This window comes from Methylobacterium mesophilicum, assembly GCF_036441335.1.
GTDB lineage: Bacteria > Pseudomonadota > Alphaproteobacteria > Rhizobiales > Beijerinckiaceae > Methylobacterium > Methylobacterium mesophilicum_B.
The window spans coordinates 26,194-39,916 of sequence record NZ_MLBW01000017.1; the positions used below are offsets into that span (position 1 = coordinate 26,194).

Consider the following 13,723-nt stretch of genomic DNA (forward strand, 5'->3'; position numbering starts at 1 on the left):
TGGAAGGAACGTCTTAAATCCGGCTTAACGTTAAATGTTAGCCTTGCGCATCGGTTGCCGAACTGTCGAATCGGACAACCGGGCGAGACTTGCTTGTTTCCGCCGCGCCGCGCCGCCGGGGTCGGCGCGGTTCATCTGTCGGGGGGGCCGCGTGGGCGACCCGATCGGCGTCGCCCGCTCGTCCGGGCCGCGCGGGAGTTGAGAGATCCGCATGGGGCCCGACGACGTGCGCGTCCTGGCGCTGATGCTGCCCGAGGCGGTGGCGGGCGCCCACAGCGGCAACCCGGATTTCCGGGTCGGCGGCCGGGTCTTCGCGACCCTCTGGGTCGAGGAGGCGCGGGTCGTGCTGCGCCTCGCGCCCGCCGATCAGGCCGCCCTGTGCGAGGCCGAGCCGGACCTGTTCGCGCCCCTCGACGGCGCCTGGGGGCGGCGGGGCTGGACCAATCTCGACCTCGACCCGTGCGCGGAGGAGGCCCTGCGGACGGCGCTGCTCGCGGCGTGGCGGATGACCGCACCCGCGGAGCTGCGCGCCGCCTACGCCGATCTGGGTTGATCCCGCGCCCGGCCCCCTCGGGGTCGGGGGAGCCGGGGATCAGGCCGCCGCGCGGGTGACGGCGTCGACCACCTCGTCGACCACCGCGTTGACGAGGCCGCGATCGTCGCCCTCGGCCATGACGCGGATCACCGGCTCGGTGCCCGAGGGGCGGATCACGAGGCGGCCGGCATTGCCGAGCCGCTCGCGGGCGTGCTCGATGGCGCTGACCACGCTGTCCTCGCGCAGGGGCTCGCCGCTCCGGTAGCGGACGTTCTTGAGGATCTGCGGCAGCGGGTCGAAGCAGTGGCAGACCTCGCTCACGGGCCGGTTCTGCCGCTGCACCACGCTCAGCAGTTGCAGGGCGGCCACGAGCCCGTCGCCGGTGGTCGTGTAGTCCGACATGATGATGTGGCCGGACTGCTCGCCGCCGAGATTGTAGCCGTGCGCCCGCATGTGCTCGAGGACGTAGCGGTCCCCCACGGCCGTGCGGGCCAGGGTCAGGCCGAGGCCGCCGAGGAAGCGCTCCAGGCCGAGATTCGACATGATCGTCGCGACCACGCCCGGCTGCGTCAGGCGCTCGTCCTCCTTCCAGGAGCGCGCCACGACGGCCATGAGCTGGTCGCCGTCGACCACCTGGCCCTTCTCGTCCACGATCAGCACCCGGTCGGCGTCGCCGTCCAGCGCGATCCCGATATCGGCCCGGCGCTCGCGCACCATGTCGATCAGGGCCGCGGGCGCGGTCGAGCCGACATCCCGGTTGATGTTGAACCCGTCCGGCTCGGTGCCGATGGCGATCACCTCGGCGCCGAGCTCCCACAGGGTCTCGGGGGCGACCCGGTAGGCCGCGCCGTTGGCGCAGTCGACCACGACCCGCAGCCCGTCCAGCGTCACCTGCCGCGGCAGGGTCCGCTTGGCGAACTCGATGTAGCGGGCGTGCACGCTCTCGATGCGCTTGGCCCGGCCGAGATCGTTGGAGCCGGACAGGCGCTTGTGCATGTCGGCGTCGATCAGCCCCTCGATCTCGTGCTCGATCGCGTCGTTGAGCTTGAAGCCGTCGGGCCCGAACAGCTTGATGCCGTTGTCCTCGAACGGGTTGTGCGAGGCCGAGATCATCACGCCGAGATCGGCCCGCATCGAGCGGGTCAGCATCGCCACGGCCGGCGTCGGCACCGGCCCGAGCAGCAGCACGTCCATGCCCACCGAGGTGAAGCCGGCGACGAGCGCGGTCTCGATCATGTAGCCGGAGAGGCGGGTGTCCTTGCCGATCACCACCCGGTGGCGGTGGTCGCCGCGCTGGAACACGAGGCCGGCGGCCTGACCGACCTTGAGGGCGAGCTCCGGCGTGATCACGCCGTTGGCGCGGCCCCGGATGCCGTCGGTTCCGAAATACTTGCGCACCATCACGTCTCCGGCGCCCGGCCTCGCGGACCCGGCACAGCTTAGCAGATTATCGCGCCCGTCGGCGGCTCACCGGCCGGCAGAGTCAACGGGGTGCTCCCCGACAAAGGCGGTCGAAATGGGGCGCCCGGCGCGCTGCAGGAGCCGCGGCGCCGAGGCCGAGACCAGCGCGAGGCCCGAGACGGTCAGCAGGCCGAGCACGAGCCGGCGGAAGGCGACCTCGCTGAGGCCCAGATAGATCCGGGTGCCGAGCAGCGTCGGGACCAGCATCGCCGGCAGGACCACCGCCACCATCGGCAGCGTCGCCCGGGTGACGAGCCCCGCGGCGAGGTAGGTCGCCAGGGTGACGCTGAGCATCGCGAGGTTGAAGTTCTGGATCACCGAGCGCTGCACGTCGCGCTCGTAGCGGCGCAGGGTGCACCAGAGGGTCGGCAGCACGCCCGTGAAGCCGCCGAGCCCGCCCATCATCCCGCCGCCGAGGCCCACCGCGGCGTCGGCGAGCCGGCCCCCGACCGCGATCCGCGGCAGGTTCCGGGCGAACAGCATGGTCGGGCACCAGACCATCAGCAGCAGGCCGAGGAGCGTCTTGAACCAGTCGGCGTCGAGCCGCGGCAGCAGCAGGACGCCGAGGGGGATGCCGGCGAGGCCGCCGAGGATGAACGGCGCGAGGCGCCGGGTCTCGAACCCGCGCCGGACCGAGACCGCCGCGATGACCTGGCCCGTGAAGGCGCCGGAGACGGCCAGAACCGCGGCGAGCTGCGGGTCGATCACCCAGGCCCAGAACGAGAGGGCCGTGAGTCCGAAGCCGAAGCCCGACAGGCCCTGGACGAAGCCGGCGACGACGGCGCCGAGGGCGACGACGAGGTAGGTCGAGACCGGCATCGGGGATTTCGCGGCGGCCTGGGGAAGGGTTCTGTGTTTCCGATTCGGCGGAGTCCGCCGAGCCTCCGGCCAAGCTGACCCCGTCGATCCGCCGACAGGCGGGCCGGTTTGTCACGCGAGATGCGACGATGATCACGCTTCGCCGACGCATGCCGCCGCCGATGAGGGAGCACACCGCGCCCCCGCTCCCGTCGGATCCCGGGCCTGCCCGAGATCCGCCCTGAGATGCCCGGATCGGGAAGTCCGACGCGGGTGGAGAGCGGTCCCGCGCCCGGTCCTGACAGCGCACCGCCGACGCAGGTGCCGGAGCTGCACCCGCGTCGGAGGAGGCCGCATGCACGAGAAAGGGCGCCTCGCGGCGCCCTCCTCGCTCAACCGACCGTGCGGTTCAGGCCTGCGGCTGCGGCTCCAGCCCGCCGTCGTTCTCCTTGGGCCGGCCGCGGCCCGCCGAGGGGACCGAGGAGCCCCGGGCCGGGGTCGGCGGCACGTCGCCGCCGTCGCGGATCGGGGGCTGGCCCTTGAGCAGGTTGCGGATCTCCTCGCCCGAGAGGGTCTCGTACTCGAGCAGACCCTGCGCCAGGGCCTCCAGGTCGTCCTTGTGCTCGGCCAGGATGCGGCGCGCCTCCTCCAGGCCGGTCTCCACGAGGCGGCGGACCTCGGCGTCGATCTTCTGGGCGGTCGATTCCGAGACCGATTGCTGCCGGCCCATCGACATGCCGAGAAAGACCTCGTCGTTGTTGTCGCCGTACGCGACGGTGCCGAGCTCCGGGCTGAAGCCCCAGCGGGTGACCATCATCTTGGCGAGCCGCGTCGCCTGCTCGATGTCCGACTGCGCGCCCGAGGTCACCTTCTCGCGCCCGAAGATCATCTCCTCGGCGATGCGGCCGCCCATCATGATCGCCAGCCGCGAGGTCATCTGCTCGAAGCTCATGGAGAGCTTGTCGCGCTCGGGCAGCTGCATGACCATGCCGAGAGCCCGGCCGCGCGGGATGATGGTCGCCTTGTGCACCGGGTCGGTCGCCGGGACGTTCAGCGCCACGATGGCGTGGCCGCCCTCGTGGTAGGCGGTGAGCCGCTTCTCGTCCTCGGTCATGACCAGGGTGCGCCGCTCGGCGCCCATCATGACCTTGTCCTTGGCGTCCTCGAACTCGTGCATCGTCACGATGCGCTTGCCGCGGCGGGCCGCCAGCAGGGCCGACTCGTTGACGAGGTTCATCAGGTCGGCGCCGGAGAAGCCCGGGGTGCCGCGCGCGATGGTCTTCAGGTCGACGTCGGGGGCCAGCGGCACCTTGCGGACGTGGACGCGCAGGATGCGCTCGCGGCCGGTGACGTCCGGGTTCGGCACCATGATCTGGCGGTCGAAGCGGCCGGGCCGCAGCAGGGCCGGGTCGAGCACGTCGGGGCGGTTGGTCGCCGCGATGATGATCACGCCCTCGTTGGCCTCGAACCCGTCCATCTCCACGAGGAGCTGGTTGAGGGTCTGCTCGCGCTCGTCGTTGCCGCCGCCGAGGCCGGCGCCGCGGTGGCGGCCGACCGCGTCGATCTCGTCGATGAAGATGATGCAGGGCGCGTTCTTCTTGGCCTGCTCGAACATGTCGCGCACGCGGCTGGCGCCGACGCCCACGAACATCTCGACGAAGTCCGAGCCCGAGATGGTGAAGAACGGCACGTTGGCCTCACCGGCGACCGCCCGGGCGATCAGGGTCTTACCGGTGCCGGGCGGGCCGACGAGCAGCACGCCGCGCGGGATCCGGCCGCCGAGACGCTGGAACTTCTGCGGGTCGCGCAGGAACTCGACGATCTCCTGGAGATCTTCCTTGGCCTCCTCGACGCCCGCGACGTCGTCGAACGACACGCGGCCGTGGGCCTCGTTCAGGAGCTTGGCCTTCGACTTGCCGAAGCCCATGGCGCGGCCGGCGCCGGACTGCATCTGGCGCGAGAGGAAGATCCAGGCGCCGATGAAGACGAGGATCGGCAGCCAGCTGACGAGCAGCTGGATGAACCAGGGGGTGTTGTCGGACGGCGGGCGGGCGGTGATCTGCACGCCCTTGCCCTGGAGCTTGGAGACGAGGCTCGGGTCGTTGGGCGCGTAGCTCGTGAAGTTGCCGCCGCCCACGTAGGTGCCGGACACGTCCTGCCCGGAGATCACCACCGACTGGATCTTGCCGGCATCGGCGTCGTTCAGGAGCTGGCTGTAGGCGATCTCGCTGCCGCCGCCCCGGTGACCCGGGTTCTGGAACAGGGTGACGAGGGCCAGCACCAGCAGGAAGATGACGACCCACAAGGCAAAGTTGCGAAAATTCGGGTTCATCGATCAATCCCTGGCGCGTGCGACCCCCAGGACGGACCTGCCACGCGGCTATTCCGGTCCATCCGTGCACACCTCGCCAATGTAGGCGGGGGGCTCTCCCTTGCCAAGTAAGTCGGGAGACCCTGCGGCGAGGGCAGCACCTGCGGGCCCGTGCCGGCGCGGCGGCGCCGGGGCGAGGGTGACGGCCCCGCCCGCGTCTGCGGAAACGAGGATTCCCGCCAGGGTTCGGCGGACCGGCTCCCGGCGGCGCAGGGCCGGCAGGAGCGATTCGAGGACGAGGGTCTCGAGGCGCTCGAGGCGGCGCGGCGCGGCGCCGGCCCGGGCCAGGGCGCGATCGAGGCAGCGCAGGGCCACGGCGTCCGGCAGGGCCGCCAGGGCGCGCCCGTCGAGGCACAGGCCCGCGCCCGTCTCCGGCCCGGGGCGCAGTGCCNGGCCTCGTCGCGGGCGGCGCGGTCGGCGAGCCGGGCGAGGCGCGCGCGGGTCAGGCCCTCGCGCTCCAGGGCCGGCCACGCCTCGCGCAGGCGGCCGCGGGCGAAGCGCGGATCGCCGTTGGCGGGATCGCGCAGGTAGGCGACGCCCAGCGCCGCGCACCACGCCACCAGGCCGGCCTTCGGCAGGTGCAGGAACGGGCGCCCGAGGGTGAGGCCGGGGCCGAGGCTCCGCTCGGCGCGCATGCCGGCGAGCCCGGCGGGGCCGCTGCCGGCCGCGAGCCGGATCAGCACCGTCTCGGCCTGGTCATCCTGGGTGTGCGCGGTGAGGACGAGGCCGGCTCCGACCGCCCCGGCATGGGCGGCGAGGAGAGCGTAGCGGGCCGTGCGGGCCGCGTCCTGAAGCCCGGTGCCGGGCTTCGCGCCCGCCCAGGTCAGGGTCGCGTGGGGCAGGTCCAGCGCCCGGGCGGCGCGGCCGACGCCCTCGGCTTCCGCGCCGGATTCCGGCCGCAGGCCGTGATCGACGGTCGCCACGCGCAGGGACGCGCCGGTCGCCTTGCGCAGGCGCGCGGCGGCGTGCATCAGGGCGCTCGAATCGGGACCGCCCGAGACGGCGAGGAGCACGCCCCGCCCGCCGCGCGCGGCCCGGTCGAGCCAGGGACGGAGGGCGCCGAGAACCGGATCGTCCGGGTCGCCCGAGACGCTCAGGCGCCGCAGCGGGCGCGCTTCTGCTCGCGGGCGACGCCCTGGCGGACGCCGGTGCCGGCATTCGGGAATTTCCGGTCGAGCTCGGCCAGGGTCGCGCAGGCCTGCTCGCGGGCGCCGAGGGCGTTGAGCGTGACGCCGAGCTTCAGCATCGCGTCGGGGGCCTGGGCGGACCGGGCGTAGTCGGTGGAGACCTTCAGGAACTGCTCGGCGGCCTCGCGGTTGCGGCCGCGGGCGAGGTAGCTCTCGCCGAGCCAGTAGGTCGCGCCGGCGACGCGGTTGTCGCGCGGGTGCGACTGGATGAACTGGCGCAGGCCCATCTCGGCCTGCTCGTACTGCTTGGCGCGGTACAGCTCGACCGCGGCGTCGAAATCGGCGGCCGGATCGCCGGTCCGGGTCGCCGCCACGCTCTCGGCGGGCCGCGCCGGGATCGCCCCGGTCCGGGCCGGCGGCCGCAGGTCCACGGGCTCGTCGTAGCCGGAGGTTCCGGCCTCCGCGTCGTCCTCGCCGGACTCGTTGAGCGCGCCCTGCGGCAGGCGCTGCGGCCGCGGCGCCGCCTCGGCGGCCTCCTGTCAACGGCGGCAACCCGGGCGCTTGCCGGGGCGGCCGGCGCCCGGGTTGCCGCCGTTGACGGGCCCCGACGGCGCGGGCGCGGCCGAGGGCTTGCCGCCCTTGCCCTCGTTCAGGCGGTACTCGACGTCCTCCTGGAACTTGCGCAGCTGCTCCTTGAGCTGGCGGTTCTCGTACTGGAGGGTCTCGATCTGCCCGGCCATCATCCGGGACTGGTTCTCGATGCGGCCGAGGCGCACCACCAGTTCCGAAGCGTCCTGCGCGGCGGCCGGGTGGCCGAGGAGCGCGGCACCGAGGGCGGTGGCGAGGGCGAGGCGGGTGCGAAGGCGGGCGGGCATGGTTCGGCTGCGGTCCGGTGTCGGCGCGAGGCCCTAACAGATGCGCCGCACCGCGGCAAAACTGCGGCGCGGTCGAAGGTGTGATCGAAGGCCGCGATCGAGCGCATCGATCGGAGGCGGCGGCCGCGCGCCGCCTCCGAGGTCGTTCGCGCGGCGGCCTACGCGCCGGCGCCGCGGTCGAGGACGATCACCGCGCGGCGGTTCTGCGACCAGCAGGAGATGTCGTTGCACACCGCCACCGGCCGCTCCTTGCCGTACGAGACCGTCCGCATCCGGCTCGCCGCGATGCCGCGGGTGGCGAGGTAGTCGTTCACCGCCTGGGCGCGGCGGGCGCCGAGGGAGAAGTTGTACTCGCGGGTGCCGCGCTCGTCGGCGTGGCCCTCGATGATGAAGGTGTAGCGCGGGTAGCGCTGCAGCCACGCGGCCTGCTTGTCGAGGGTCGCGGTCGCGGTCGGCGTCAGGTCGGTCGAGTCCGACTCGAAGAAGACCCGGTCGCCGATATTGACGACGAAGTCCTGCGCGCTGCCCGGCGTCGCGGCGCCCGCCCCGAAGGCGGAGGCGTCGGCGAGGTCCTTGTCGTTGCTGCAGGCGCCCAGGCCGAGGGCGGCGACGAGCGCGAGGCCGAGGGCGGCGGCGCGGAAACGCTGGGGCATGGTCTGAAAAACTCCTCGAGCGGTGCCGAAGGCCGGCTGCTGGTCTTCGAGGCGGGTCCGCGTATTCCTGGCGCCGTTGGTAGGCGGGGTTGGTTAAGCGACGGTTCCGCCGGGCGGCGCGGGGGCGTGGTGACGGTCGGCACCGGTCGACGGCGTGCGCTGACGCACCCGGACGCGCCTGGAATGCGGCGGCGGCGGGGCGGCGGGCCGCGAGGCGCCATTTCGGCCGCCCCGGTTGCGGCGCTGCAACAGGCGCCGGGCGCCGCCGCGTACCGGGTCCGGACGGGTCTTTAAGAGATCCTCAACCCTGTCGACCCCCTAATCGGCGGGCCGAACACCGGACCTCCCGCATGCGCCCCGCCCAGAGCGTCCTCATCGTCGAGGACAGCTACCTGCTCCTCGAGATCGTCGCGAGCCTGTGCGAGACGCACGGCATCCGGGTGATCGAAGCCTCCACGGGCGAGGCCGCGCTGACCGTCCTGCGCGACCGGGGCGCGGCGATCGACTGGCTGTTCACCGACATCCACCTGCCCGGGCTGATCGACGGCTGGACGGTGGCCCACGCCTTCCGGGCGATCCACCCGGACCGGCCGGTGGTCTACACCTCGACCGACACGCACGGCCGCAGCGGCGTGCCGGGCAGCCTGTTCCTGCGCAAGCCCTTCCAGATGCAGGAGGTCAACCGCCTGGTCCGGATGATGGTCGAGGGCCTCGGCGAGGCCGGCGCCGACAGCCGGCTCTGCGCGGCGGGCTGAGCGGCAGGCTGAGCGGCGCCGCGGGTCCGCGGCCGCCTCAACCCGCCCGGAACAGCGCGACGATCTCGGGCGCGGCGAGCCACGCCTCGACCCGCGGGCAGGCGAGATCCCCGGGGGGCATCGCGTCGTAGAGGGCGTAGCTCGCCGCGACGAAGCCCGGCAGGTCGTAGAGCACCGGGAAGTCGTCGCCCCGCGGCTTGGTCTTGAACAGGTACGAGCCGGTCAGGCCGAAATGCTCGGCGACGGGCGGGTAGATCGGCCAGACCACGTCCTGGGCGAGTTCGTCGCCGAGGTAATCCTCGATCTCCACGGGCTCGGGCGCGAACCCGCTCTCCTGCAGCAGCCGCCGCGCGATGTCGCCGAGGACGTGGACCTTGGGATGGTTCATCAGGTGCATGAAGGCGCCGCGGCGCGCCCAGCGGGTCACCTCGCGCTCCAGGCCGAAGCCCAGGGCGTCGGCCGCGCCGACGAGTTCGCGCACGGCCGGGTCCCAGTGGTCGAGGTAGCCCAGGCGGGCGAACACGTCCTCGCGGAACAGGCCGACGGTGCGGCCGGCATCGAGGCCGAGCCGGTGGGCGGTGACGACGATCGCCGAGTGGTACTGGCCCAGCGGCGACGGCGTCAGCTTCAGCGCGGCGAGGTCCGAGGCCTGCCCGACATAGACCATGTCCGGGTGGAAGGCCGAGAACACGATCGACGGGAACAGCCTGAGCCGCGGGTCGGCCGCGCGCACGGTGGCGGCGTCGCCGCCGGGGATCAGCCCGGCCGGGAAGGCCTGCGAGAAGACGTGGTCGTGGGCGCGCAGGGTCCGGATCAAGCCGTCGACATGGCCGTGGTCGCGCTTCAGCGAGCCCATGGGCAGGTAGCGGACCGGGCTCTTCGGCGCGAGCAGGCGCATGGCCCGGGCGATGCCCCGGGCCTGGCAATTGCCCAGCACCGCGATGCTCGGCCCGTCACGCCCGGTGGCGGCGCGGGCGCGGTTCCGCCATGGTGTCGCCCAGGTGGGGGGCCAACTGGGGGCCCAACTGGGCGTCGGCAGGGTGAACGCGCTGCGGGCGCGCCGGGGCAGGTCGTTCAGGGCCACGTCGCGTGCCGGTGTCAGCGGACGGTTCAGCGGTCCCGAGGGCCGTCGCCGTCGTGAGGAAGAGGGTTCGAAGATGGCGTTGAATCCGTATACGGGTCTACCGGCCGAGCGATTCTGGCGCAAGGTCGTGACCAACGTGCCGCCCTTCGCGGTCAACCCGCACCCGAAGGACACCTTCGTGATCGGGCCGACCGACAAGGTCGCCACCGGCGGCTCCTGCTTCGCGCAGCGGGTGGCCGAGGCGGTGCGCGGCGCCGGGTTCAACTACTACCTGACCGAGCCGCCGACCCCCGGCATGAGCGCCGAGGAGGCCAACGCCCGCCAGTTCGGCACGTTCTCGGCGCGCTACGGCAACCTCTACTACACGCGCCAGTTCGTGCAGCTGTTCGACCGGGCCTACGGGACGTTCGAGCCGGAGCTGAAGGCGTGGCTGCGCGACGACGGCCGCTACGTCGACCCGTTCCGCCCGACCGTCGAGCCGGCGGGCTTCGCCAGCGAGGCCGAGGTGGTCGCCGCCCGCGACGCGCACCTCGCCGAGGTGCGCCGCCTGTTCGAGACGCTCGACGTGTTCGTGCTGACGCTCGGCCTCACGGAGGGCTGGCGCTGGCGGGCCGACGGCGCGGCGCTGCCGCTCGCCCCCGGCGTCGCGGGCGGCACGTTCGACCCCGCGCTCTACGAGTGCGTGAATGCCGGCGCGGGCGAGGTTCTGGGCGACCTCAACGGCTTCCTCGACCGGCTCTGGAGCGTGAACCCGAAGGCGCGGGTGATCTTCACGGTCTCGCCGGTGCCGATGATCGCCACCTACATGGACCGGCACGTGATGGAGTCGAACAGCTACTCCAAGTCGGTGCTGCGGGTGGCGGCCGGCGAGGTGGTCGGCCGCGGCGACCCGCGGGCGGTCTACTTCCCCGCCTACGACATCGTCACGAGCAACGTGAATGCCGGGCGCTACTACAACGAGGACCAGCGCACCATCAACGACGCGGGCGTGCGCCACGTGATGCGCCTGTTCCTGGCGACCTTCGCCCGCGACCGGGTCTCGCCGGCGCCGACCCACGCCCCCGTCGACCTCGCGGCCGAGTTCGAGGGCAATGCCGGCGTGATCTGCGACGAGGAGGAGATCGAGCGCAGCGTGGCTTAACGTGGCGTAGGCCCAAGGTTTGCCTCCGGCCGGCCCTTTCGGGCAAGCTCGGCCTCGCCCGGGCGCCCGCGCCCTTCGGAGACGAATCCCTTGAGCCTGCCCCCGCCCCGCCGCGCCGACCACGACATCGATCCGGTCTTCGTGAAGCGGCACTCGCCCCGCGCCTTCACGGGCGAGGCCGTGCCCGAATCCGAGCTGATGCGGATGATCGAGGCGGCGCGCTGGTCGCCCTCCGCCTACAACTCGCAGCCCTGGCGCTTCCTCTACGCGCTCCGGGGCGACGCCCACTGGGACACGTTCTTCGACCTGCTGGTGCCCGGCAACCAGAAATGGGTTTCCGGCACCGGCGCGATCCTGTTCCTGGTCTCGAACGGGCTCATGAAGGTCGGTGACGAGCTGAAGCCCTCCTACAGCCACTCCTTCGACGCCGGCACCGCCTCGCTGGCCTTCCAGCTCCAGGCGATCCACCAGGGCTGGCACGCCCACGGCATGGTCGGGTTCGACCATGTCCGCGCCCCCGCGGTGCTGCGTCTGCCCGAGCATCACCGGATCGAGGCCGCCTTCGCGGTCGGCCGCAAGATCCCGGAGGCGGACCTCACCGAGGAGCAGCGGCCCCGCGAGACCCCGAACGGCCGCCGGCCGATCACCGACTTCACCATCGCGGGACCGTTCCCGCCGGCCGCCGGCTGAGACGGGCCGGAACCCGCTTGCACGACCGGGGATTGGCTCCGCGACGCGACGCCGTCGCAGGTCCGTGGGCGCAGGCCCACGGGCTCGACCCGGGCCGGCAGGGGGCCGCCGCCGCGCGCCTCCTGTCCGCCCTCCGACGCTTCGGGAGCTGGCTCATGGATCCGTCCGACACCACCGCGTCCGACCCGTTCCGGGACGACGGGCCGTTCGACCCCGTCCCCGGGCTGCAGGCCGTCGCCGACCGCCACGGGGTCAGCCCGGACGCCGTGCGCCACCTGGTCCGGGCCCTCGAGCGCGGCCACGGCACGATGGCGCAGTTCGACCATCCCGATCTCGGCGGGATGGGGCAGTGGTTTTCCGGCGGGATGGTGATGGTCGGCCGGATGTTCGACGACGCGCTGAAGGCGCGGGTCGACGCGCTCTGCACCGAACTGGCCGGCGCGCTCCCGGCGGGGGGCTTCTCGGAGGCCGCGCCCGCGGCGCGCCGGGGCGGCGGCGAGTGGTGGCCGGCCGGCCTCGGGGATCCGGCCAGCACCGGCGCGCAGAACGGGCTGCGCTACGCCTATTTCCCGGAGAGACGGCGGCTCGCCGTCGACGCGGGATCCGGGGTCGCGCTGTACGATACCGGCGCGCACCGCATCACCGGCGTCTCCCAGGCGAACGGCAGCCTCGGCTTCACGGGACCGGCCGGGGCCGTCGCCCTCGACCGCCTGCGCCGGATCGAGGCTGAGGTCGCGGCGCCGCGCCAAGCGGATCCGCGCCAAGCGGATCCGGGCCAAGCGGATCCGGGCCGAGCGGATCCCGACCATGTGGATCCGGGCCGAGCTGATCCGGCCGAGATCCCGGCGAAGGACGCTTCGCCCACCGCTTCCCACGCCGCTTCGCCTACCCCTTCACCCGCCCCGGACCGGTCGTCTCCGGACGAGGTTCTCGGGACCATCGAGCGGCTGGCCGAGCTGCACGCGCGCGGCGTGCTCACCGACGCGGAATTCGCGACCAAGAAGGCGGAGCTGCTCGCGCGGCTTTGAGCGGCGCCCGACCGCCGCACCTCGCGCCCTCGGCCCGAGGCCTCGCAGGATGCGGGGCCGGACGGCCTCAGGCGATGCCGACGCGCAGCAGGTCGTGGACGTGCACGATGCCGACCGGCCGGCCGTCGGTGACGGCGAAGACCGCCGTGATCAGCCGGCGGTTCATCAGCTCCAGCGCGGCCTGAGCCAGCTTGTGGGGCTCCACGGTCACCGGGTCCCGGGTCATGACCGTCGAGACCGGCGTGTCGAGGAGCGCCGGACCCATGTGGCGGCGCAGGTCGCCGTCCGTGACGATGCCGACGAGGCGCCCGGCCGCGTCCGTGACGCCGACGCAGCCGTAGCGCCGCGCCGCGATCTCGATCAGCACCTCGGACATGAGGGCAGTCTCGTGCACCAGCGGCATGTCCTGGGGGCCGTGCATCACCTGCTGCACCGTCCTGAGGCGGGCCGCGAGGGTGCCGCCCGGATGCAGGGTGTGGAAGCGCGCGGAGGTGAAGCCGCGCCGCTCCAGCAGCGCCACCGCCAGGGCGTCGCCCAGCGCCAGCTGGATCAGGCTGGAGGAGGTCGGCGCGAGGTCGTGCGGGCAGGATTCCCGCACGCGCGGGAGTTCCAGCAGCACGTCGGCGGCCTTGCCCAGGGTGCTCTCGCCGTTGCGGGTGATGGCCACCAGCGGAATCGAGAACCGGCGGCTGAAGCCGACGAGGTCGGACAGTTCCGCGGTCTCCCCCGACCACGACAGCGCGATGATGACGTCGTCCCGGGCGATCATCCCGAGATCGCCGTGGCTCGCCTCGGTCGGGTGGACGAAGAAGGCGTGCGTGCCGGTGGAGGCCAGCGTCGCGGCGATCTTGCGCCCGACATGCCCGCTCTTGCCGATGCCGCTGACGATGACGCGGCCCTTGCTCTGCAGGATCGTCTGCACCGCCTCCTCGAAGGCCGCGCCGAGCCGGCCATGGAAGGCCGCGCTCGCCTCCTGCAGGGCCGCGATGCCGAGCTGGAGGCTGCGGATCCCGAGGTCGCGGGTGGTGGCGAGATGCGCCGACGGGGCGTCGTAGCGGTCGTCGCGCAGGGCGCTGGAGGCGGGAGCGTTCATCGTGTCCGTTCTTGACCCGTCGACCGGATCCGGCACCGGGGCCGGACTCGGGGAGCGGCGCAGCGAGGCGTCTCCGGCGACGCTAGGCAGCCGTCGTGGTTGAAATGTGACG

At 73.0% G+C, this 13,723-nt stretch carries 11 protein-coding genes and 2 pseudogenes; 5 read left to right on the forward strand and 8 right to left on the reverse strand.

What is annotated here, in order from left to right; genetic code table 11:
- Window positions 1-211 precede the first annotated feature (211 nt).
- Entirely contained in the window at window positions 212-553 is a 342-nt protein-coding gene (locus MMR14E_RS12810; RefSeq protein ID WP_331314778.1) for an MmcQ/YjbR family DNA-binding protein, read from the forward strand.
- Window positions 554-592: 39 nt separating this feature from the next.
- Here the strand turns inward: MMR14E_RS12810 and glmM are convergent, their stop codons facing one another.
- The 6 genes and pseudogenes from glmM to pal all read right to left on the reverse strand — a co-directional run bounded on the left by glmM (window position 593) and on the right by pal (window position 7,820).
- Window positions 593-1,933: a phosphoglucosamine mutase gene (gene glmM, locus MMR14E_RS12815; protein ID WP_026605059.1), complete on the reverse strand. Its 1,341-nt coding sequence runs from the start codon at window positions 1,931-1,933 to the stop codon at window positions 593-595.
- A 69-nt stretch (window positions 1,934-2,002) separates the two neighbouring features.
- Window positions 2,003-2,815: a sulfite exporter TauE/SafE family protein gene (locus MMR14E_RS12820; RefSeq protein ID WP_331314779.1), complete on the reverse strand. Its 813-nt coding sequence runs from the start codon at window positions 2,813-2,815 to the stop codon at window positions 2,003-2,005.
- Between the two features lie 388 nt (window positions 2,816-3,203).
- On the reverse strand, window positions 3,204-5,126 hold the full coding sequence (ftsH, locus tag MMR14E_RS12825; RefSeq protein ID WP_331314781.1) for an ATP-dependent zinc metalloprotease FtsH: 1,923 nt from the start codon (window positions 5,124-5,126) through the stop codon (window positions 3,204-3,206).
- A gap of 48 nt (window positions 5,127-5,174) precedes the next feature.
- Window positions 5,175-6,262 (reverse strand): annotated as a pseudogene (tilS, locus tag MMR14E_RS12830) (tRNA lysidine(34) synthetase TilS).
- Window positions 6,259-7,167: pseudogene (ybgF, locus tag MMR14E_RS12835) on the reverse strand (tol-pal system protein YbgF). Before ybgF ends, tilS begins: the two co-directional pseudogenes overlap by 4 nt.
- Window positions 7,168-7,325: 158 nt before the next feature.
- On the reverse strand, window positions 7,326-7,820 hold the full coding sequence (pal, locus tag MMR14E_RS12840) for a peptidoglycan-associated lipoprotein Pal (RefSeq protein WP_012321252.1): 495 nt from the start codon (window positions 7,818-7,820) through the stop codon (window positions 7,326-7,328).
- 350 nt (window positions 7,821-8,170) lie between these two features.
- Between pal and MMR14E_RS12845 the strand changes: the two genes are divergently transcribed.
- Complete coding sequence (locus MMR14E_RS12845) at window positions 8,171-8,575, forward strand: response regulator (protein WP_331314783.1); 405 nt, start codon at window positions 8,171-8,173, stop codon at window positions 8,573-8,575.
- A 37-nt stretch (window positions 8,576-8,612) separates the two neighbouring features.
- Here MMR14E_RS12845 and MMR14E_RS12850 read toward each other — a convergent pair whose 3' ends face one another.
- Window positions 8,613-9,659: a WcbI family polysaccharide biosynthesis putative acetyltransferase gene (locus MMR14E_RS12850; RefSeq protein WP_331314785.1), complete on the reverse strand. Its 1,047-nt coding sequence runs from the start codon at window positions 9,657-9,659 to the stop codon at window positions 8,613-8,615.
- Window positions 9,660-9,732: 73 nt separating this feature from the next.
- Here MMR14E_RS12850 and MMR14E_RS12855 point away from each other — a divergent pair, with 73 nt between their 5' ends.
- The 3 genes from MMR14E_RS12855 (at window position 9,733) to MMR14E_RS12865 (ending at window position 12,518) form a co-directional block, all read left to right on the forward strand.
- Window positions 9,733-10,800, forward strand: coding sequence for a GSCFA domain-containing protein (locus tag MMR14E_RS12855; RefSeq protein ID WP_042675851.1), 1,068 nt, complete (start codon window positions 9,733-9,735; stop codon window positions 10,798-10,800).
- 90 nt (window positions 10,801-10,890) lie between these two features.
- Window positions 10,891-11,490, forward strand: a complete 600-nt coding sequence (locus MMR14E_RS12860; RefSeq protein WP_331314786.1) for a nitroreductase family protein — start codon at window positions 10,891-10,893, stop codon at window positions 11,488-11,490.
- Window positions 11,491-11,645: 155 nt separating this feature from the next.
- The gene (locus MMR14E_RS12865) at window positions 11,646-12,518 is read left to right on the forward strand and encodes an SHOCT domain-containing protein (protein ID WP_331314788.1); all 873 of its coding nucleotides are present in this window, start codon (window positions 11,646-11,648) and stop codon (window positions 12,516-12,518) included.
- A gap of 67 nt (window positions 12,519-12,585) precedes the next feature.
- Here MMR14E_RS12865 and MMR14E_RS12870 read toward each other — a convergent pair whose 3' ends face one another.
- A complete protein-coding gene (locus MMR14E_RS12870) occupies window positions 12,586-13,611 on the reverse strand; it encodes a KpsF/GutQ family sugar-phosphate isomerase (protein ID WP_331314790.1) in 1,026 nt (341 codons plus the stop codon).
- Between the last annotated feature and the right edge of the window lie 112 nt (window positions 13,612-13,723).